Annotated in this window: 19 protein-coding genes and 1 rRNA gene; 9 read left to right on the plus strand and 11 right to left on the minus strand. The window is 50.7% G+C overall.

All coding sequences use genetic code 11. The features are described from left to right. Window positions 1-37: 37 nt before the first annotated feature. The 7 genes from atpE to asnC form a co-directional block, all read right to left on the minus strand. The gene (atpE, locus tag NNO04_RS16445; protein WP_003023794.1) at window positions 38-277 is read right to left on the minus strand and encodes a F0F1 ATP synthase subunit C; all 240 of its coding nucleotides are present in this window, start codon (window positions 275-277) and stop codon (window positions 38-40) included. A 46-nt stretch (window positions 278-323) separates the two neighbouring features. Beyond that, a complete protein-coding gene (gene atpB, locus NNO04_RS16450; protein WP_162382296.1) occupies window positions 324-1,139 on the minus strand; it encodes a F0F1 ATP synthase subunit A in 816 nt (271 codons plus the stop codon). A gap of 8 nt (window positions 1,140-1,147) precedes the next feature. Continuing rightward, a complete protein-coding gene (gene atpI / locus NNO04_RS16455; protein ID WP_271445605.1) occupies window positions 1,148-1,528 on the minus strand; it encodes a F0F1 ATP synthase subunit I in 381 nt (126 codons plus the stop codon). A gap of 615 nt (window positions 1,529-2,143) precedes the next feature. Further along, window positions 2,144-2,767 (minus strand): 16S rRNA (guanine(527)-N(7))-methyltransferase RsmG, encoded by a 624-nt coding sequence (rsmG, locus tag NNO04_RS16460; protein ID WP_271445606.1) that lies wholly within the window; start codon window positions 2,765-2,767, stop codon window positions 2,144-2,146. Between the two features lie 104 nt (window positions 2,768-2,871). Further along, window positions 2,872-4,761, minus strand: a complete 1,890-nt coding sequence (gene mnmG, locus NNO04_RS16465; protein WP_271445607.1) for a tRNA uridine-5-carboxymethylaminomethyl(34) synthesis enzyme MnmG — start codon at window positions 4,759-4,761, stop codon at window positions 2,872-2,874. A gap of 374 nt (window positions 4,762-5,135) precedes the next feature. Further along, the gene (mioC, locus tag NNO04_RS16470) at window positions 5,136-5,585 is read right to left on the minus strand and encodes an FMN-binding protein MioC (protein ID WP_271445608.1); all 450 of its coding nucleotides are present in this window, start codon (window positions 5,583-5,585) and stop codon (window positions 5,136-5,138) included. Between the two features lie 88 nt (window positions 5,586-5,673). After that, entirely contained in the window at window positions 5,674-6,132 is a 459-nt protein-coding gene (gene asnC / locus NNO04_RS16475; RefSeq protein ID WP_013368348.1) for a transcriptional regulator AsnC, read from the minus strand. Window positions 6,133-6,283: 151 nt separating this feature from the next. On the opposite strand from asnC, the gene asnA reads away from it, so the two are divergent. Next, window positions 6,284-7,276 (plus strand): aspartate--ammonia ligase, encoded by a 993-nt coding sequence (gene asnA / locus NNO04_RS16480; protein WP_271445609.1) that lies wholly within the window; start codon window positions 6,284-6,286, stop codon window positions 7,274-7,276. A gap of 5 nt (window positions 7,277-7,281) precedes the next feature. Here the strand turns inward: asnA and viaA are convergent, their stop codons facing one another. Together viaA and ravA are read right to left on the minus strand one after the other, a co-directional pair. After that, window positions 7,282-8,733, minus strand: a complete 1,452-nt coding sequence (viaA, locus tag NNO04_RS16485) for an ATPase RavA stimulator ViaA (RefSeq protein ID WP_271445610.1) — start codon at window positions 8,731-8,733, stop codon at window positions 7,282-7,284. Then, window positions 8,727-10,223: an ATPase RavA gene (ravA, locus tag NNO04_RS16490; RefSeq protein WP_271445611.1), complete on the minus strand. Its 1,497-nt coding sequence runs from the start codon at window positions 10,221-10,223 to the stop codon at window positions 8,727-8,729. Before ravA ends, viaA begins: the two co-directional genes overlap by 7 nt. Window positions 10,224-10,444: 221 nt before the next feature. Here ravA and kup point away from each other — a divergent pair, with 221 nt between their 5' ends. The 7 genes from kup (at window position 10,445) to rbsR (ending at window position 18,404) form a co-directional block, all read left to right on the plus strand. Next, entirely contained in the window at window positions 10,445-12,313 is a 1,869-nt protein-coding gene (kup, locus tag NNO04_RS16495; RefSeq protein ID WP_271445612.1) for a low affinity potassium transporter Kup, read from the plus strand. A gap of 192 nt (window positions 12,314-12,505) precedes the next feature. Next, complete coding sequence (gene rbsD, locus NNO04_RS16500) at window positions 12,506-12,925, plus strand: D-ribose pyranase (RefSeq protein ID WP_192614005.1); 420 nt, start codon at window positions 12,506-12,508, stop codon at window positions 12,923-12,925. A 7-nt stretch (window positions 12,926-12,932) separates the two neighbouring features. Further along, a complete protein-coding gene (rbsA, locus tag NNO04_RS16505; protein WP_271445613.1) occupies window positions 12,933-14,438 on the plus strand; it encodes a ribose ABC transporter ATP-binding protein RbsA in 1,506 nt (501 codons plus the stop codon). Window positions 14,439-14,443: 5 nt separating this feature from the next. Next, window positions 14,444-15,409 (plus strand): ribose ABC transporter permease, encoded by a 966-nt coding sequence (gene rbsC, locus NNO04_RS16510; protein WP_271445614.1) that lies wholly within the window; start codon window positions 14,444-14,446, stop codon window positions 15,407-15,409. Between the two features lie 24 nt (window positions 15,410-15,433). After that, complete coding sequence (rbsB, locus tag NNO04_RS16515; RefSeq protein WP_271445615.1) at window positions 15,434-16,324, plus strand: ribose ABC transporter substrate-binding protein RbsB; 891 nt, start codon at window positions 15,434-15,436, stop codon at window positions 16,322-16,324. Window positions 16,325-16,472: 148 nt separating this feature from the next. Continuing rightward, entirely contained in the window at window positions 16,473-17,402 is a 930-nt protein-coding gene (gene rbsK / locus NNO04_RS16520) for a ribokinase (protein ID WP_271445616.1), read from the plus strand. Window positions 17,403-17,405: 3 nt separating this feature from the next. Next, entirely contained in the window at window positions 17,406-18,404 is a 999-nt protein-coding gene (gene rbsR / locus NNO04_RS16525; protein WP_271445617.1) for a ribose operon transcriptional repressor RbsR, read from the plus strand. On the opposite strand, the gene mdtD is transcribed toward rbsR, so the two are convergent. Together mdtD and NNO04_RS16535 are read right to left on the minus strand one after the other, a co-directional pair. After that, complete coding sequence (mdtD, locus tag NNO04_RS16530) at window positions 18,370-19,797, minus strand: multidrug transporter subunit MdtD (RefSeq protein ID WP_271445618.1); 1,428 nt, start codon at window positions 19,795-19,797, stop codon at window positions 18,370-18,372. The genes rbsR and mdtD overlap by 35 nt on opposite strands. A gap of 11 nt (window positions 19,798-19,808) precedes the next feature. Further along, a complete protein-coding gene (locus NNO04_RS16535; protein ID WP_271445619.1) occupies window positions 19,809-20,513 on the minus strand; it encodes a FadR/GntR family transcriptional regulator in 705 nt (234 codons plus the stop codon). A 480-nt stretch (window positions 20,514-20,993) separates the two neighbouring features. Here NNO04_RS16535 and NNO04_RS16540 point away from each other — a divergent pair. After that, window positions 20,994-21,079, plus strand: a 16S ribosomal RNA gene (locus NNO04_RS16540); the annotation flags it as partial.

Here is a 21,079-nt window from a genome sequence, read left to right on the forward strand (position 1 = left end):
AACGTTCTGATATTGCTCTTAATTCAAGCAACGCTTACTACGCGACAGCGAACATCACGTACAGACCCAGACCTACAGCGATCATCGGGATAGCATCCACCAGACCCATAACGATAAAGAACTGAGTACGCAGCAGAGGAATCAGATCGGGCTGACGCGCTGCGCCTTCCAGGAATTTACCCCCGAGGATGCCGATACCGATCGCAGCACCGATCGCCGCCAGACCCATCATCACAGCGGCAGCGATGTACAGCAGATCCATATTCAGGTTTTCCATGACAGTCTCCAGTTTGTTTCAGTAAAAACGTAGTAGTGTTGGTAAATTAATGCTCTTCAGACGCCATCGACAGATAGACAATCGTCAGAACCATGAAGATGAAGGCTTGCAACGTAATAATCAGTATGTGGAAAATGGCCCAGGGCACATTCAGGATCCACTGTGACCACCACGGCAACAGGCCCGCGATCAGAATGAAAATCAGCTCACCGGCATACATGTTGCCGAACAGTCGCAGACCGAGAGAAATCGGTTTGGACAGCAGGCTTACCCCTTCAAGGATTAAGTTGACAGGGATGAACGCCCAGTGATTGAACGGCTGCAGCGTCAACTCTTTCGCGAAGCCGCCGAGGCCTTTCATTTTGATGCTGTAGAACAGAATGAGGATAAATACGCCCAGTGCCATAGACAGGGTGATGTTCACGTCAGCAGACGGAACCACACGCAGAGCCGGCAGACCAAAGATATGCTCGCCAATGTACGGCAGCAGGTCGATAGGCAGTAAGTCCATCAGGTTCATCAGGAACACCCAGACGAAAATCGTCAGGGCCAGCGGTGCAATCAGCTTGCTTTTACCATGGTACATGTCTTTCACGCTACCATGTACAAAGCCGATCACCAGCTCAATCGCGGTCTGAAATTTACCTGGTACGCCGCTGGTTGCCTTTTTCGCAACGCTACGGAACATAAGCAGGAACAACAGACCCAGCACCACCGAGAAGAAAATGGAGTCAATATTGAGCGTCCAGAAGGTGGCTGGGGGGTTATGCGGATCCACCAGCGAGAATGTACGCAGGTCCAACTGAAGGTTATTCAGATGGTGTCCTATGTAATCCTGCGGCGTCATATTTTCAGAAGCCATGATGCCTTTTACCCTTTGTTGTTAATTACAGCCGGCGCCAGTATCTGAACCACCAGCACCAAAACCCACGTAACGATCAGCGGTAAAAATACCGCCTTCAAAACCGCCAGCGCCACCACCAGTAAAACCAGCATCGCTAACACCTTCAACGCTTCGCCGAAAGCGAACGACCAGGCCACCCGGCCTTTTGCTGGTATCTGCGCCTGGTGACGCCAGGCAAATATCATAAACAACATATTAGGCAGAAACACTGCCATCCCTCCACATATCGCAGAGATGCCCCAGAAGGGGTCTTTGAAGCTAAACAGCAATCCACTTGCCATTACAGCCAGTAGCTGAATGAACAGAAGCTTACGAGCAACGTTTCGACTCAAGAGCGACACAGACATCACGTTTTTACTCCTGCTCCCATCGAGGTATGCCGCGTGTCGTATAAAACGTTCTTTAAGACCAGGAGTCAAGCATCAAAAAGCGGTCAAATTATACGGTGCGTCCTCGTGATTTCAAACAATAAGTAGCTAAAAGGTGAATAAATGTTTAAATATTTTTCTCTAGCCCGCATTTTTAACTTTTAGCCAAACTGTGAACGATCGTGTAAAACTGCAAACAGCGCGAAAACACTGGCAACAAAGCGTGCTTCGGATCACATATTGAGCATATTCACCCTCGCAGTATTTATTTACTTGGCAAATGATGCCTTTTCAACTTTTTGATATTTAAGCGTAAAGTCACTCACCATTTTAAAAACATCATCCCACAACATAAAAACAACCCATTGACATTCATAATAAACTTTTAACATCAAAGAGTGATTTGCAAACCCGATATTTAGCAGACTGATATTTTCAATGTTGACTACTTTTGTTATTACAAAAAAAAGGGTCGTTGTCGAAATGAAAACAGATAGTGACACCATAGTTAAGTGTAACCAGTTATAACGGCACGATACCCCACGATTTTTAACACGTGAGATACCGTTTTTTTTCTATTTTTTTTGACAAATATTAAATTTTGTTTGCCTTAACGACGACCAGGTGACGTTCACCTTCCAACTGTGGAACCCGCAGTTTAACGACCGATTCCGCACTAAATTCAGCAGGCAACGAGGCTATTTCATCCTCTGGTAGCAGCCCTTTCAGCGCATAAAAGCGACCGTTCTCGCCTGGCAGATGGTGGCACCAACTGACCATGTCATTGAGTGAGGCGAACGCACGGCTGATCACACCATCAAACGGCGGCTCGGAAGGAAATTCCTCAACACGACTCTGAACGGGCGTGATGTTATCCAGTTTAAGTTCATGCTGAACCTGGCGCAGAAAACGCACGCGCTTGCCCAAACTGTCCAGCAGGGTGAAATGCGACTCAGGGCGTACAATTGACAATGGAATGCCCGGCAGCCCCGGTCCCGTGCCAACATCGATAAAACGTTGCCCTTGCAGATACGGCGCGACAACAATGCTGTCCAGAATATGGCGGACCAGCATCTCACCGGGATCTCTGACAGAGGTCAGGTTATAGGCCTTGTTCCACTTGTTCAGCATATCAACATACGCGACCAACTGATTTTTCTGGTGAGCGGTGAGCGAAATACCTGCTTGATCCAGCAGACGAGAGAGTTTGTTGAGCACGGTGGTTACCTGTCTATAAAATTTGCCCGGTGGCGCTTGCGCGGACCGGGCCTTACGAACCTGTAGAGTGGGTAAGCGAAACGCCACCCACTAAAGCTGTAGATTTACGCGCTGCGACGCAGCATGCCTTGTTTTTTCAGCCAGACTAACAGAATGGAAATCGCCGCAGGCGTAACGCCGGAAATACGCGATGCCTGGCCAATTGAGACCGGTTTATGATCGTTCAACTTGGCGATAACTTCATTCGACAAACCAGAAACCTGCCGGTAATCCAGCGTCGCGGGCAAAATTGTATTTTCGTTACGCTGCTGTTTTTCGATCTCATCCTGTTGACGGGCAATATACCCTTCGTACTTCACCTGAATCTCTACCTGCTCTGCCGCCTGAACATCGTCCAGAGACGGAGCAAAAGGCGTCAGCGCGGTCAGTTGTTCATAGGTCATTTCCGGACGGCGCAGCAGATCTTCACCACTCGCTTCACGCGAGAGCGGCGCGCTTAGGTGAGCATTCACTTCGCCCGCAGATTCGGAGGATGGGGCCACCCAGGTTGATTTCAGACGCTGACGTTCACGTTCAATGTTTTCCAGCTTCTCATTAAAGCGAGCCCAACGCTCATCATCCACCAGGCCCAGTTCTCGGCCTATTTCGGTCAGGCGGAGATCGGCGTTATCTTCACGCAGCATCAGGCGATATTCTGCGCGAGAGGTAAACATGCGATACGGTTCTTTGGTGCCCAGGGTGCACAAATCGTCTACCAGCACTCCCAGATACGCCTGGGAACGCGCTGGTGCCCACCCCTCTTTGTCCGCAGACAGACGGGCAGCATTCAAACCGGCCAGCAGGCCCTGCGCGGCAGCTTCTTCATAACCGGTTGTGCCATTGATTTGCCCGGCGAAGAACAAACCGTGGATAAATTTGCTTTCCAGCGTGGGTTTCAGGTCACGCGGATCGAAGAAGTCATATTCGATAGCATAACCCGGACGAACGATCTTCGCGTTTTCCATCCCCTGCATGGAGCGAACGATCTGCATCTGCACATCAAATGGCAGGCTGGTGGAAATACCGTTCGGGTAAATTTCGTTAGACGTCAGCCCTTCCGGTTCCAGGAAGATCTGGTGCTGGTTCCTGTCGGCAAAGCGCATCACTTTGTCTTCGATCGACGGGCAATAACGTGGACCGATACCTTCGATCACACCGGCATACATTGGGCTACGATCGAGGTTATTACGGATCACATCATGAGTTTTCTCGTTGGTGTGGGTGACGTAGCACGGCATCTGGCGCGGATGCTGAGACGCTTTACCCAGGAACGAGAAGACCGGCAGCGGGTTGTCGCTATTTTGCTGACCCAACACGCTGAAATCGATGGTGCGCGCATCAATACGCGGTGGTGTACCGGTTTTCAGACGGCTCACACGCAAAGGTAATTCACGCAGACGTCGGGAGAGCGGGATCGACGGCGGATCGCCAGCACGGCCACCGCTGTAGTTATCCAGACCGATATGAATTTTGCCGTCCAGAAAGGTTCCGACGGTCAGTACGACGGCTTTCGCGCGGAATTTCAGACCCATTTGAGTCACTGCGCCGACAACACGATCGTTTTCGACAATCAGATCTTCAACCGCCTGCTGGAAGATCATCAGGTTCGGTTGATTCTCCAGTGCGGTGCGTACCGCCTGACGATAGAGCACGCGATCCGCCTGTGCCCGGGTTGCACGAACGGCTGGACCTTTGCTTGCGTTTAGTATCCTAAACTGAATACCTGCATGGTCGATTGCTTTGGCCATCAGCCCACCGAGCGCATCCACTTCTTTTACCAGATGTCCCTTCCCAATACCGCCAATAGCGGGGTTGCAGCTCATTTGCCCCAACGTGTCGATATTGTGTGTCAAAAGCAGGGTTTGTTGACCCATACGCGCTGCGGCCATAGCGGCCTCAGTGCCTGCATGACCCCCGCCAATGATGATGACGTCAAAAGGATCCGGATAAAACATGGTAATTGCCTCGCATTACGGCGGTGTGAAAATGGATTGAAGCCCGGGCCGTGGATTCTACTCAACTTTGTCGGCTTGAGAAAGACCCCGGGATCCTGGGTATTAAAAAGAAGATCTTTTTATTTAGAGATCTGTTCTATTGTGATCTCTTATTAGGATCGCCAGTCGCTGTGGATAACCAGGATCCGCTTATTAAGATCAACAGGTTGCTGAGGATCATTAGCTGTGAATGATCGGTGATCCTGGTCCGTATAAGCTGGGATCAGAATGAAGGGTTATACACAACTCAAAAACTGAACAACGGTTATTCTTTGGATAACTACCGGTTGATCCAAGCTTTTCACCAGAGTTACCCACAGTTGATCGCACGATCTTTACACTATTTTGAGTAAATTAATCCAGGATCCCAGCCAAATCTCTGCCGGATCTTCCGGAATGTCGTGCTCAAGGATGTTGATCTTGAGTGTCTCGCCTATCTGTTTTGCCCCACAACTCTTCAGTTCTGCCTCTATTTTATAGATAGCACCACAGAAGGTGTCGTATTCACGGCTACCGATGCCAATGGCGCCGAAATGCACCTGGGACAGATCGGTTTTTTGCGACTGGAGATCTTCATAGAAAGGAAGAAGGTTGTCTGGAATGTCTCCTGCGCCGTGCGTGGAGCTTATCACCAGCCAGATCCCGGAAGTGGGGAGATCCTCTACCAACGGACCGTGTAGGGTTTCTGTTGAAAACCCTGCATCTTCCAGCTTTTCAGCCAGATGTTCTGCAACGTATTCGGCACCGCCAAGGGTGCTGCCGCTAATAAGAGTTATGTCCGCCATACGAGCCCATCCTGATCAAGATGGGCTATTGTACGCTGTGAGCGAGCTGGGATCTACCTGTGGAAAACAAGGGGATTTAAAAAAAGGGTTATGGGCGGATGGTCCGCATAATCGGGTTCTGCAAAGAGATCAGCGTTTCAGTGGACTGAATTTCATCAATTGTTTGGATCTTGTTGATAAGTACCTGCTGCAGCGCGTCGATCGAGCGGCACATGACCTTAATAAAGATACTGTAGTGACCGGTGGTGTAATACGCCTCTGTCACTTCATCCAGACTTTCCAGTTTGGCTAATGCCGAAGGATAGTCTTTCGCACTTTTTAAAATAATGCCGATAAAACAGCAGACGTCGTATCCCAGCTGCTTCGGGCTGACGTCAATACGCGCTCCGGTAATGATCCCCGCTTGTTTCATTTTCTCAACGCGAACGTGAATGGTGCCAGGACTAACGCCAAATTGTTTGGCCAGTTCAGCGTATGCCGTACGCGCATTTGCCATTAATGCCTCAAGGATGCCGCGGTCCAGATTGTCGATCTGATAATTTTCCATTGGTTTTTCTTATGTAGATTAGAGATTCGCTCTATTTTAGACGTTTATATTAATGAATAAAAACCTAAATAGCCTTTTTGTTTGATGGTTATTGAAAATCACCTGCATTCTGTTGCTTAATCATAACCAACAGGACGCAGGAGTATAAATAATGAAAACCGCTTACATTGCCAAACAACGCCAAATTAGCTTCGTGAAATCCCACTTTTCTCGTCAACTGGAGGAGCGTCTGGGTCTGATTGAAGTTCAGGCACCGATCCTCAGCCGTGTTGGGGATGGCACGCAAGATAACTTGTCGGGCTGTGAAAAAGCGGTACAGGTAAAAGTGAAAGCATTGCCAGATGCCCAATTCGAAGTGGTGCATTCCCTGGCAAAGTGGAAACGTCAAACTCTGGGACAACACGACTTCAGCGCGGGCGAAGGGCTGTACACGCATATGAAAGCGCTTCGCCCCGATGAAGACCGTCTTTCTCCGCTCCATTCGGTCTACGTTGACCAGTGGGACTGGGAACGCGTGATGGGCGACGGTGAGCGTCAATTTTCGACCCTGAAAAGCACAGTAGAGGCGATCTGGGCAGGAATTAAAGCCACTGAAGCTGCAGTGAGCAAAGAATTTGGCCTGGCACCGTTCCTGCCGGATCAGATCCACTTTGTTCATAGCCAGGATCTGCTTTCCCGTTATCCTGAGCTGGATGCGAAAGGCCGTGAACGTGCGATCGCTAAAGATCTGGGTGCCGTTTTCCTGGTGGGTATCGGCGGTAAACTGAGCGACGGGCATCGTCATGACGTTCGTGCGCCAGATTACGATGACTGGAGTTCCGCCTCCGAGTTGGGTTATGCCGGTCTGAACGGCGATATTCTGGTCTGGAACCCGGTACTGGAAGATGCATTTGAACTTTCTTCGATGGGGATTCGCGTTGACGCTGATGCGCTGAAACACCAGTTGGCGCTGACCGGTGACGAAGACCGATTGAGTCTGGAGTGGCATCAGGCGTTGCTGCGTGGCGAGATGCCACAAACGATCGGCGGTGGTATCGGTCAGTCACGCCTGACCATGTTACTGCTGCAACTGCCACACATTGGTCAGGTGCAATGCGGTGTATGGCCAGCGCAGGTTCGTGAAAGCGTCTCTTCTCTGCTCTAAGATTTTTAACGCCGCCAGCGTCGCAGCAGGCGGCTACGCATCCCGGTATCAAAGCGCCAGATATGATCGAAAATACGCATGATGCCGGGTTTGCCATGTTCAGACATCGCCACTGCATGAAAGCGATGTTGATGCACCCGTTGTAACTCTCCTACTTTACTCACCACATCGTCCGGCAGCCGCTGCGCGATAAAATCTGAAATTACCACTGCATCCGCGTCAAACCATTCCCTGCCTTGCATGCGCTCAATAATGGCGCGAAAACAACTGGCAATATCCGTACCGCCACGAAACCGCTGGCTCAAAAAACGAATAGCTTGCTCAATACCTTCCCGGCCAGACAATTCGTAGCGCACTACTTCCGTAGAAAACAGCATGATGAAGCAGCGACGGTTATCGGCGAGCGCAATACGCATTAGCGCCAGACAGAATGCCTTGGCACACTGTTCATTAAACCCGCCCATTGAGCCGGAGGTATCCACACAGACGATAAATGGGCCGCGGGGTTGTTCGTCGAAATCCTGATGCACCACCGGGCGTTCAGTGATTTTCTCGCGCCATGCTTCACCGTGCAGTCGATAGGTGAGCAATTGTTTTTCCACCAGACGCCGGTAGAACTCATATTCCAGTTCAGTGATGCCGAGAGTCGCCAGTTCTGGTGGGAGTAAACGCAGAATGTCGTCGCTTTGCTGAATGCCGTCCACCTGCTCTGGCACCGTGGCGGGTTCGCGAACCAGTGTGCGGAACGTTTCCATCGGCGCATCTTTGCGTGGGACTGATTTGGCTTCCCGCGATCGGCCTAACTGTTCCGCCAGTTTTTTGAGTTCGGGCTGTTCAGTCAGAAAATCGCCGTACTTAACAATTAACTGATAATCCCCACGTTTGAGCTGACCTGCGCTCATATCCCACAGACGCCCTGCGGCGGTGTCGTTTTCCGCCAGTACCGGTTCCAGTTGTCCACTCAGTGTCAAACGTTCCTGAACTTCACTCAGCAATTGTTCGCGTTCTTCCTCCAGCATCTGCTGGTTTAGGGTGGTGGCCTGAACAACGAGACTCAAACGCCAGCGTTGTAGAAAAAGGGTATGCAAAGAAGGGGTAAAGACGCTATTGCTGTCCACCAACTGTTGCGCCTGTCCGGCGTAGGGAGAATGCAGCCGGTGCAGCAGCGTTAATATTTGCGGCAGCTGTACAATAAATTGCGGTGTAGAGAGAAGCTGGCTTTGCTGATAGCTCATCACCTCTTCCGTCAATTCAGGAGGAACAAGAGTCTCCTTAATTCGGCTGCGTAACGCTTCGCGCCAGCGTGGCAAATCATCGGTAATCGCATTTTTTAACCGGGGGTATCTTTCAAAAAATACCGCCAGTTTTGGTGATGCAAGCAGCGCGAGGATCATCTCTTCGACGATCCACTCTTCGCTGACAGCCAACATGATATTGAGCATATCAAGGGTTAGCATTGCAGTGCCTGACGAATTTGTGTGCCTACATCCTGCAGACTGGATTCGATACGACCTAACCAGTCGCTATGGATAAAGAGACATTTTTGTTGTTCGCTAAACAGGTTGTGCTGCTGATGCCAGTCATTGTCCAGCGCTTCCAGTTGTTGTTTGATTTCACTGGGCATATTGTCTTCCGATGAGCCGGGGAGTGCCAGGCGAGTGCCCTGCAAACTCACGTCGCGAACCACTAAATGCTGGGCGCTGTCGACTTCCATATTCAGCGTTTGGGCAAAACCGATCCCATTCAGTTTACCCCGGATTTCGCCGCTTTTTGCCAGCCACTGCTCCAGGGCACCACGATCAAACGTAATGTGGATCACTTCCATATCGTGTAGCTTCAACGGCTTTTGCAGCAGCAGTGTCAGAGTGGCGGCACTGATTTCTGGTGGTAGATCGTAATGTGGGCGACGACTGAACATGCCCCCCAGCCGCACAACGGTGAACGCGGTTTGGTCGCTTTGCTGCTGTTGTATCTGAATACGGCGTTGCGTGATCCCCCCCAGTCGCGTCAGCATCGCCTGCTGCTGCCAGGCGTGACTGGTCATCAATATTTCTAACTGTTGCTGCATCAGATTCAGACTTTGTACGTCGTACCACAGGCAATCCTTCAGCAGAATCAGGTCGATAGGCGCAACGGCTTCGCGGCCGCTGAAGAAGGCGCTGGCCTGTAACAGGCGAATGGCTTTTTTCCAGCGTCGATCCGAGACATAGGGCGCATTTGGCAGCGCATCAAGCTGCTGGCGCAGGGTAAAAATCAGTTCAAATACGAGATCGGGCAGAGAAATTGCGCCAATGGCTTTTTGCCACTGGGTATATTCTTCATCGGTAACCTGTAGTGAGGCCGGAACGGGATTTTCACTTTCATCCTGCTGGCTTATCAGCATTGAGCGGAAATTGGCTTTGTCCTGCACTTTATCCAGCCACAGACGGATCAGCATACGGTCATACAGCGCTTCAAGACTGCTGTCTGCTTCCGGCAGTTCGTTAGATGCCGCCACCAGCAGGCGCATGGGGATTTTTTCTTCGTACGCGCCGTTGCGAAAATGACGTTCGTTGATGGCCGTCAGCAATGTATTGAGTATTGCCGGGCCGGCTTTCCAGATTTCGTCCAGAAAGACGATTTCAGCTTCAGGAAGATATCCGGCGGTTAATCGCTCATAACGACCTTCATCTTTTAACGCCTGAATGGACAGTGGGCCAAAGACCTCTTCAGGCGTGGAAAAACGTGTCATCAGATATTCAAAGGCTCTGGCGTGCTGAAAAGCATATTTGAGGCGGCGGGCAATCAGGCTTTTGGCAATACCTGGAGGGCCGAGTAAAAAAACACTCTCTCCGCTCAACGCGGCTAACAGACACAAACGTACGGCATGGCTGCGTTCATAAAGTCCCTTTTCCAAAGCACTGCTCAGACGGGAAATTCTTTCCGCTAATAAATGTGGGTGAGCCATAATAGAGTGGCGTCCTTTCATCAGTTGTACCATGTAAACAGCGAGTATAGACGTTTCGCTCCAGGGGCATTAATAGACTGAAGCGCTGTTTCATTTTCTTTGCGCCAGATTAATCTGCCGCAATTTAGGGGTACGATTTTGCGATTAATCGTGCATACTTGCGCTTTTTTGTGGGCCAAGGGACTACGCACACATTTCATATATAAACGAAAGACTAGTCTATGAGCACTGATAATAAGCAATCATTGTCTGCGATTACCCTCGCGGCGATTGGGGTGGTCTATGGTGATATCGGCACCAGCCCGCTTTATACGCTTCGTGAATGTTTGTCCGGTCAGTTTGGTTTTGGCGTTGAGCGCGACGCTGTGTTTGGCTTTCTGTCGCTGATTTTTTGGCTGTTGATTTTTGTTGTCTCCATCAAGTATTTGACGTTTGTCATGCGTGCAGATAACGCCGGTGAAGGCGGGATCCTGACACTCATGTCGCTAGCCGGGCGGAATACATCGGCAAGAACAACTTCCGCGTTGGTCATTATCGGACTGATCGGGGGGAGTTTTTTCTATGGTGAAGTGGTTATCACCCCAGCAATCTCGGTCATGTCGGCGATTGAAGGTTTAGAAATCATTGCGCCGCAGCTCGATACCTGGATTGTCCCACTTTCTATTATCGTCCTCACCCTGCTGTTTATGATTCAGAAGCATGGTACCGGGATGGTGGGTAAGCTGTTTGCACCAATCATGCTGATTTGGTTCCTGGTGCTTGCCGGGCTGGGTTTGCGCAGTATTATCGCCAACCCTGAAGTGTTACAAGCTTTAAATCCGCTGTGGGCTGTGCATTTCTTTCTGGAGTTTAAAACCCTATCCTTTATCGCATTAGGCGCTGTGGTGCTGTCTATTACCGGTGTCGAAGCGCTGTACGCCGATATGGGCCATTTTGGTAAGCTCCCTATCCGCCTGGCATGGTTCTCCGTGGTATTGCCTTCGCTGACGCTGAACTATTTCGGTCAGGGGGCGTTGTTGCTCAAACACCCGGAAGCCATCAAAAACCCGTTCTTCCTGTTGGCGCCGGATTGGGCGTTAATTCCGCTGCTGATCCTCGCCGCACTGGCGACAGTTATCGCTTCGCAGGCCGTTATCTCTGGCGTTTTCTCACTGACGCGCCAGGCTGTGCGACTTGGCTATTTGTCGCCAATGCGCATTATCCACACTTCAGAGATGGAGTCGGGTCAAATCTACATTCCTTTTGTAAACTGGATGCTCTACGTCGCTGTGGTGATTGTGATTATCAGCTTCGAGCACTCCAGCAATCTGGCGGCGGCGTACGGTATTGCGGTGACGGGAACAATGGTGTTGACGTCGCTCCTCTCGACCACCGTAGCGCGTAAAAACTGGCACTGGAACAAGTACTTCGTCGCGCTGATTCTGGTGGCGTTCCTGTGTATTGATGTTCCGCTGTTCTCGGCAAACCTCGATAAACTGCTTTCAGGCGGTTGGTTGCCATTAAGTCTGGGTCTGGTGATGTTTACTATCATGACGACCTGGAAAAGCGAGCGCTTCCGTCTGCTGCGTCGCATGCATGAGCACGGTAACTCTCTGGAAGCGATGATCGCCTCACTGGAGAAATCTCCGCCGGTTCGTGTGCCGGGCACTGCGGTGTACATGTCGCGCGCACTGAACGTTATCCCGTTTGCCTTGATGCATAACCTCAAACATAACAAGGTTCTGCATGAGCGGGTGATCCTGCTGACGCTGCGCACAGAAGATGCGCCTTATGTACACAACGTGCGTCGTGTGCAGATTGAGCAACTGTCGCCAACCTTCTGGCGTGTGGTGGCCAGTTACGGCTGGCGCGAAACGCCGAACGTTGAAGAAGTTTTCCACCGCTGTGGTCTGGAAGGGTTAAGCTGTCGAATGATGGAAACCTCTTTCTTTATGTCACACGAATCGTTAATCGTCGGAAAACGTCCGTGGTATCTCCGTTTGCGCGGCAAACTGTATCTGTTGTTGCAGCGTAATGCGCTGCGTGCGCCGGATCAGTTTGAGATCCCGCCTAACCGGGTTATTGAACTGGGAACCCAGGTCGAGATTTAAACCTCACAACGCCCTCTTTCATGATGAAAGGGGGCGTTTTGTTTATCCCTTCTCAGTTTTTATTTTTCGCTATGACATGGTTTGCGAAACGTTTCGATGCTGATCACATTTCAGTAACCTCAAGGTGGTTATCTGAGCATTATTGCGACTAAACTTATCGTCAGCGAAACGTTTCGCTAGTGGGGTAAGAAAATGAAGAAAGGCACGGTACTCAATTCTGAAATTTCATCGGTAATTTCCCGCCTTGGGCATACCGATACGCTGGTGGTGTGTGATGCGGGTTTACCCATTCCGGGAAGCACATCGCGTATTGATATGGCATTAACCCAGGGGGTACCTTCATTTATGCAGGTACTGGATGTCGTCACCCGTGAAATGCAGGTCGAGTCGGCCATTCTCGCGACGGAAATCAAACAACATAATCCGCAGCTCCACGAAACGTTGCTCAAACACATTGAGCAACTGCAACAACACCAGGGAAATACCATCGAAATTCGTTACACCACGCACGAACAATTCAAAAAACAAACCGCAGACAGCCAGGCGGTCATTCGCAGCGGAGAGTGTTCTCCGTACGCGAATATTATTCTCTGTGCTGGCGTCACGTTCTGAGGCCATCATGGACGCATTACTGCAACTCAAAGGGATCGATAAAGCGTTCCCGGGCGTAAAAGCGCTATCCGGCGCCGCGTTGAATGTTTATCCAGGTCGCGTCATGGCGCTGGTGGGCGAGAACGGCGCGGGCAAATCCACCATGATGAAAGTGTTAACCGGCATCTATTCACGTGATGCGGGTTCTTTGTTGTGGTTGGGAAAAGAGACCACCTTTAACGGCCCTAAATCTTCTCAGGAAGCCGGTATCGGCATTATCCACCAGGAACTGAACCTGATCCCGCAACTCACTATCGCCGAAAACATTTTTCTGGGCCGTGAGTTTGTTAATCGCTTTGGCAAAATCGACTGGAAAAAGATGTATGCCGAAGCCGACGTTTTGCTCTCAAAGCTCAATCTGCGCTTTAAAAGCGACAGGCTGGTGGGCGAACTGTCGATTGGCGATCAGCAGATGGTGGAAATAGCCAAAGTACTGAGCTTTGAATCCAAAGTCATCATTATGGATGAACCTACGGATGCGCTTACCGATACCGAAACGGAATCTTTATTCCGCGTTATTCGCGAATTGAAGTCGCAGGGGCGCGGGATTGTCTATATTTCTCATCGTATGAAAGAGATCTTCGAAATTTGCGATGACGTGACTGTTTTTCGTGACGGACAATTTATTGCCGAACGTGAAGTGGCCTCGCTGACCGAAGATTCACTCATCGAAATGATGGTCGGTCGTAAGCTTGAGGATCAGTACCCGCGCCTGAACAACGCGCCGGGAGAGGTCCGCCTGAAAGTGGATAATCTGTGTGGTCCCGGCGTGAATAATGTTTCTTTTACGCTGCGTAAGGGCGAGATTCTGGGAATTTCGGGCTTGATGGGCGCCGGGCGTACCGAACTGATGAAGGTGTTGTATGGCGCGCTGCCTCGCACCAGCGGTTACGTCACTCTCGACGGTCATGAAGTGGTGGCGCGTTCGCCGCAGGACGGCCTGGCGAACGGTATCGTCTACATTTCTGAAGACCGTAAGCGTGACGGCTTAGTACTTGGCATGTCGGTGAAAGAAAACATGTCGTTGACCGCGTTGCGTTACTTCAGCCGTACCGGCGGCAGCCTTAAACATAAAGATGAACAACAGGCGGTCAGTGATTTCATCCGCCTGTTCAACGTGAAAACGCCGTCAATGGAACAGGCGATTGGCCTGCTGTCCGGTGGTAACCAACAGAAGGTGGCGATTGCCCGCGGTTTAATGACGCGCCCAAAAGTGTTGATCCTCGACGAGCCGACCCGTGGCGTAGACGTGGGCGCTAAAAAAGAGATTTATCAGCTTATTAATCAGTTTAAGGCCGATGGCCTGAGCATCATTCTGGTCTCATCTGAGATGCCAGAAGTATTAGGCATGAGCGATCGCATCATCGTCATGCATGAAGGGCATCTCGGCGGTGAATTCACTCGCGAGCAGGCCACCCAGGAAGTGTTAATGGCTGCCGCTGTAGGCAAGCTTAATCGCGTGAATCAGGAGTAAAAAAGATGACTACCCAGGCTGTTTCTGGTCGCCGTTATTTCACCAAAGCATGGCTGATGGAGCAGAAGTCGCTCATTGCCCTGTTGGTGCTGATCGCGATTGTTTCCACAATGAGTCCTAACTTTTTTACCGTTAATAACCTGTTCAACATTCTTCAGCAAACTTCGGTCAACGCCATTATGGCGGTGGGGATGACGCTGGTCATTCTGACGTCGGGTATCGATTTGTCTGTCGGTTCTCTGTTGGCGCTTACCGGTGCTGTTGCGGCGTCTATTGTTGGTATCGAAGTTAACGCGCTGGTGGCCGTTGCCGCTGCGCTGGCGTTAGGTGCAGCCATTGGTGCAGTGACAGGGGTAATAGTCGCGAAAGGTCGCGTTCAGGCGTTTATCGCTACGCTGGTGATGATGCTGCTGCTGCGTGGCGTCACGATGGTGTATACCAACGGTAGCCCAGTGAACACTGGATTTACGGATAATGCGGATCTGTTTGGTTGGTTCGGTATTGGTCGTCCGCTGGGTGTCCCGACACCGGTCTGGATTATGGGGATTGTCTTCCTTGCGGCGTGGTACATGCTGCACCATACCCGTCTGGGTCGCTATATCTATGCGTTGGGCGGTAACGAAGCCGCAACGCGCTTGTCCGGCATCAGCGTTAGCAAAGTCAAAATTATCGTCTATTCATTATGTGGTTTGCTGGCATCACTGGCGGGCATTATCGAAGTGGCTCGTCTTTCATCAGCGCAACCCACGGCAGGTACGGGGTATGAGCTGGATGCCATCGCCGCAGTCGTTCTGGGCGGTACCAGCCTTGCGGGCGGTAAAGGACGTATTGTTGGGACATTGATCGGCGCACTGATCCTTGGCTTCCTCAATAATGGTTTGAATTTGTTAGGTGTTTCCTCCTATTACCAGATGATCGTTAAAGCTGTGGTGATTTTGCTGGCGGTACTGGTAGACAACAAAAAGCAGTAACAACGACTATAGGACATCTTAAATATGAACATGAAAAAACTGGCTACCCTGGTTTCTGCTGTTGCGCTTAGCGCCACCGTGAGCGCGAATGCGATGGCAAAAGACACCATTGCGCTGGTTATCTCCACTCTGAACAACCCGTTCTTTGTCACCCTGAAAGAAGGGGCTCAGAAAGAAGCCGATAAACTGGGCTATAACCTGGTCGTACTGGATTCGCAGAATAACCCGGCAAAAGAACTGGCGAACGTGCAGGATTTGACCGTACGCGGCACCAAAATTTTGCTGATCAACCCAACCGATTCCGACGCGGTAGGTAATGCGGTGAAGATGGCGAATCAGGCCAAAATCCCGGTCATCACCCTGGACCGTGTAGCATCTAAGGGCGAAGTGGTCAGCCATATCGCTTCAGATAACGTGCTGGGCGGTAAGATTGCGGGTGATTATATCGCGAAGAAAGCGGGTGAAGGCGCGAAAGTCATTGAACTACAGGGGATTGCGGGGACTTCCGCCGCGCGTGAGCGTGGTGAAGGCTTCCAACAGGCCGTTGCTGCTCACAAATTCAATGTGCTTGCCAGCCAACCTGCTGACTTTGACCGTACCAAAGGCTTGAACGTGATGCAGAACCTGCTGACCGCGCATCCGGATGTACAGGCTGTATTTGCTCAGAACGACGAGATGGCGCTCGGTGCGCTGCGCGCTCTGCAAACCGCAGGTAAATCTGATGTGATGGTGGTTGGATTTGACGGCACACCGGATGGCGAAAAAGCGGTAAATGATGGCAAACTGGCTGCGACCATTGCTCAGTTACCGGATCAGATCGGCGCTAAAGGTGTTGAGACCGCTGATAAAGTACTGAAAGGTGAGACGGTTCAGGCTAAATATCCGGTTGACCTGAAGCTGGTCATTAAGCAGTAATAAGCGATTCAGGCAGTTTCCTGCCTGATGGCGACATAAATACGCCATCCTCAGAAGGTACAAACATTCTGAAGATGAAAGCGTAAAAAGAAAAGCAGGGCACGCGCCACCCTAATACGGTGGCGCACTTTGACTTGGAATTCCGAACATGAAAACCGCAGGCAACCTCGTTGTTCTTGGCAGCATTAATGCCGATCACATCCTTAACCTTAAATCCTTTCCAACCCCAGGCGAAACCGTAACAGGTAACCACTATCAGGTGGCTTTTGGTGGAAAAGGCGCCAATCAGGCGGTTGCTGCGGGCCGCAGTGGTGCAAATATTGCGTTTATCGCCTGTACGGGCGATGACGACATTGGCGAAAGTGTTCGCAAACAGCTAACCCGTGACAATATCGATATCGCGCCAATTAGCGTGATCAAAGGTGAAGCGACAGGTGTGGCGCTGATATTCGTAAATGGTGAAGGCGAAAACGTCATTGGCATCCATGCTGGTGCAAATGCGGCGCTGTCACCTGAACTGGTGGACGCGCAACGCGAGCGAATTGCCCAGGCATCTGCATTGTTGATGCAACTGGAATCTCCCATTGAAAGCGTATTGGCGGCGGCCAAAATTGCCCATCAGAATAAAACCATCGTAGCGCTTAACCCGGCACCCGCTCGTGAACTTTCCGACGAACTGCTGGGGCTGGTGGATATTATTACGCCGAACGAAACGGAAGCGGAGAAGCTGACCGGTATTCGCGTAGAAAACGATGACGATGCCGCGAAGGCTGCTCAGGTGTTGCATGCCAAGGGTATCCATACTGTATTGATAACGTTAGGAAGCCGTGGCGTCTGGGCCAGTGTGGATGGCGACGGTCACCGGGTTCCCGGTTTTAAAGTCGATGCTGTCGACACGATTGCGGCCGGTGATACCTTCAACGGCGCGCTGATTACCGCAATACTGGAAGAGACTTCGTTGCCTGAAGCTATCCGCTTTGCACATGCTGCTGCCGCCATTGCGGTAACACGTAAAGGTGCGCAGCCCTCCGTTCCGTGGCGCGAAGAGATTGAGGCGTTTTTGGGTCAGCAGAGGTAACGCTTGGCTACAATGAAGGATGTTGCCCGTCTGGCGGGCGTTTCTACTTCGACAGTCTCTCACGTGATTAATAAGGATCGCTTTGTTAGCGAGACCATTACCGGGAAAGTCGAAGCAGCAATTAAAGAGTTAAACTACGCGCCTTCTGCCCTGGCGCGTAGCCTGAAGTTAAATCAGACCCGCACCATTGGTATGCTGATCACGGCCAGTACCAACCCTTTTTATTCAGAACTTGTTCGCGGCGTTGAGCGTAGCTGCTTTGAGCGGGGCTATAGCCTGGTGTTATGCAATACCGAAGGCGATGAGCAACGTATGAACCGTAATCTGGAAACGCTGATGCAAAAGCGGGTCGATGGTTTACTGCTGCTTTGTACCGAAACGCATCAACCATCACGTGAAATCATGCAACGCTATCCTTCAATTCCAACCGTTATGATGGACTGGTCCCCCTTTGATGGTGAAGGCGAAAGCGATCTGATTCAGGATAACTCGCTGTTAGGCGGGGATTTAGCGACCCAGTACCTGATCGATAAAGGTTTTACACGTATCGCGTGTATCACAGGGCCGCTGGATAAAACGCCGGCGCGTTTGCGACTGGAAGGATATCGGGCGGCGATGAACCGTGCCGGACTGACTATCCTGGAAGGTTACGAAATCACCGGTGATTTTGAGTTTGGCGGTGGGTTTGAAGCGATGCAAACGCTACTGTCACATCAGGAACTGCCGCAAGCGGTCTTTACGGGTAATGATGCAATGGCTGTTGGTGCTTATCAGGCGTTATACCAGGCAGGATTGCGTATTCCACAAGATATGGCGGTGATTGGTTATGACGATATTGAACTGGCGCGTTATATGACGCCACCGCTCACCACAATTCATCAAGCCAAAGATGAGTTGGGCGAACTGGCCATCGATGTGTTAATTCATCGTATGGCTCAGCCCGCATTACAACAGCAGCGTTTGCAGCTTACTCCGGTTTTGATGGCGCGGGGGTCGGTTTAGACGTGCGCCGCTCTTTGATCAGATTGCGACCATCTTTGGATTTGAGCAACATGAACATGAGCGCGGATATCACAGTAACCGCGCCCATGGTCATAAAAGTATAATGGAACTGCTCGACCGTGTTGGTGCCTTCCATACCTTCATAAATGCGCAGCACGGCGGCGCTGATAGCGACGCCTAAACTGATAGAAAGTTGCTGTGTGACAGCCAGTACGCTATTACCGCTACTGGCATTGTCATCGGTCAGGTCAGCAAGCGTGATCGTGTTCATGGCGGTAAACTGGGTAGACATCGCCATCCCCAGTACAAACAGCGGCAGAATCAGCATCCACACTGGCATCGCTGGCGATTGCAGGGAAAACTGAGCAATCATCAGGCCGATAAATACGGTAATACCCACCAGGGTTTTTCTGTATCCAAGGCGACGTAGCACCTGCGTAACGGTCGATTTAGCCAGAATGGATCCCAGTGCTGTCGGTGCCATCATACAACCGGCAATCAGTGCAGGATAACCAAACCCCACCTGTAGCATGAGCGGCATTAAGAAAGGAACACATCCCGTGCCCAGGCGCGTTGCGAGATTTCCTGCAATACCGACAGAAAAGGTTCGTGTTTTGAAAATAGGCAGGGCGATTAAAGGGGTAGGATGACGACGAGCATGACGAATATATGTCAGTAGCAATATAACACTGCAGGCAATAATGCTCAGCGCGATCCAGCTTGCGACAATCTTCTCGCCAAATAACTCCATACCGCTGGAAAACAATACCAGGCTCAAGCCAAAAAGAAAGAAGCCGGTCATATCGAAGCTGCGACGTGGCGTCGTAAAGTTAGGCATGTATTTGCGTGCATACAAAATACCTGCCACGCCAATAGGAATATTAATCAGGAAGATCCAGTGCCAGCTTGCCCAGGTTACCAGCACGCCCCCCAGCACGGGACCGAGGATTGGACCAACCAGGCCTGGCATCGTAACAAAGTTGAGTACCGGGAGCAGTTCACTGCGGGGATATGCCCGCAATAATGCCAGACGGGCGACTGGCATCATCATTGCGCCACCGATCCCCTGTATTACGCGAAAAATGACGAGTTCGGTTAACGATCCCGAAAGCGCGCATGCCAGAGAGCCTAGCGTAAATAAACTGACGGCAATCATAAAAACTCGGCGGGTACCAAAGCGGTCTGCCAACCATCCACTCACAGGAATCAACATTGCGACCGTTAGGGTGTAACTGATAATGGCAGACTGCATCGCCAGCGGGGAACGGTCAAGGCTCTGCGCAATCGCGGGGAGTGCAGTATTAAGGATCGTGGCATCCAGGGCTTGCATAAAAAAGGCCATGGCTGCTATCCACGGCAACCCGGCCATACTGCGCGCTTTTTTTTCTGACATTCAGTATCTCGTTATTTGTCTGGTAGTTCGTTTGGCGCAATGAGTAATGCCTGACAAGCTTTGAAGGCGAGGTCACCATCGCTTTTTTCTATCGCATCGACAATGGCCTGGTGTAAATCAAGCTTCACCACGTCGTTATAGGTAATAGAGGTAAAGTAGGTGTGGTAGACAGAATGGAATAAAGTCGCAAAAGAGATAAGAAAGGGATTAGCACTCATCTCATAGATGTGCTCATGCCAGGCCATATCGACTTCAACCCAGCGCTCACGCTTAAAGTTCTTTTTCAGCGCGACCATCTCTTCCATTAATGTGTTCAGATATGCTTTCTGTTCAGCTGTACCAATTGTGGCTGCCAGTAAACATGCCTGAGGTTCCAGGCTAATACGCATCACCAGAAAGTGTTCAATGACCTGATGGACGTTTTCTTCTGTCATCCACCAGGTGAGTAATTCCTGATCGAGAAAATTCCAGTTCGCTTGCGGCATCACCCGCGTACCAATACGCGGGCGTGGTAAAACCATGCCTTTGGCGGTTAGTGTTTTCACGGCTTCACGCACAGCGGTACGGCTTACGCCAAATTGTGAACCTAACTCAATTTCACCTGGTAGAATGGTGCCCGGGGCGTATTCACCTTTTAATATTCGCTGCGCCAGCTTTTCGGCCAGAACATAGGACAGATTTTTCTGTGCGGCTAACTGTTGTGCGCTTAAAGGCATGAATGGTTTTCCTTTCTCGAATTCTTACTCTTTAGTATGCCACCAGGAAGTGTGATTACGGCTGCAAAAACGACAATTTGCTTATTTTGTGGCATCTTAATGGTTGTTTTGGTGAAAAAAGAGACGATTGGAGCGTTATTTCAAATTTCCGCTTGTCAGCCGGAAATAACTCCCTATAATGCGCCTCCACTGACACGGAACAACGGCACGCAAGTCGCCGGGTCAGCGGGGTTCCACTGAGAACTCCAGCAGAGAAAGCAAAAATAAAGGCTTGACTCTGTAGCGGGATAGCGTAATATGCACACCCCGCGCCGCTGAGAAAAAGCGAAGCGGCACTGCTCTTTAACAATTTATCAGACAATCTGTGTGGGCACTCAAAGTGACATGGATTCTTAACGTCGCAAGACGAAAAATGAATACCAAGTCTCTGAGTGAACATACGTAATTCATTACGAAGTTTAATTCACGAGCATCAAACTTAAATTGAAGAGTTTGATCATGGCTCAGATTGAACGCTGGCGGCAGGCCTAACACATGCAAGTCGAACGGTAGCACAGGGGAGCTTG

The sequence above is a fragment of the Citrobacter sp. Awk 4 genome (assembly GCF_028069725.1).
GTDB lineage: Bacteria > Pseudomonadota > Gammaproteobacteria > Enterobacterales > Enterobacteriaceae > Citrobacter_D.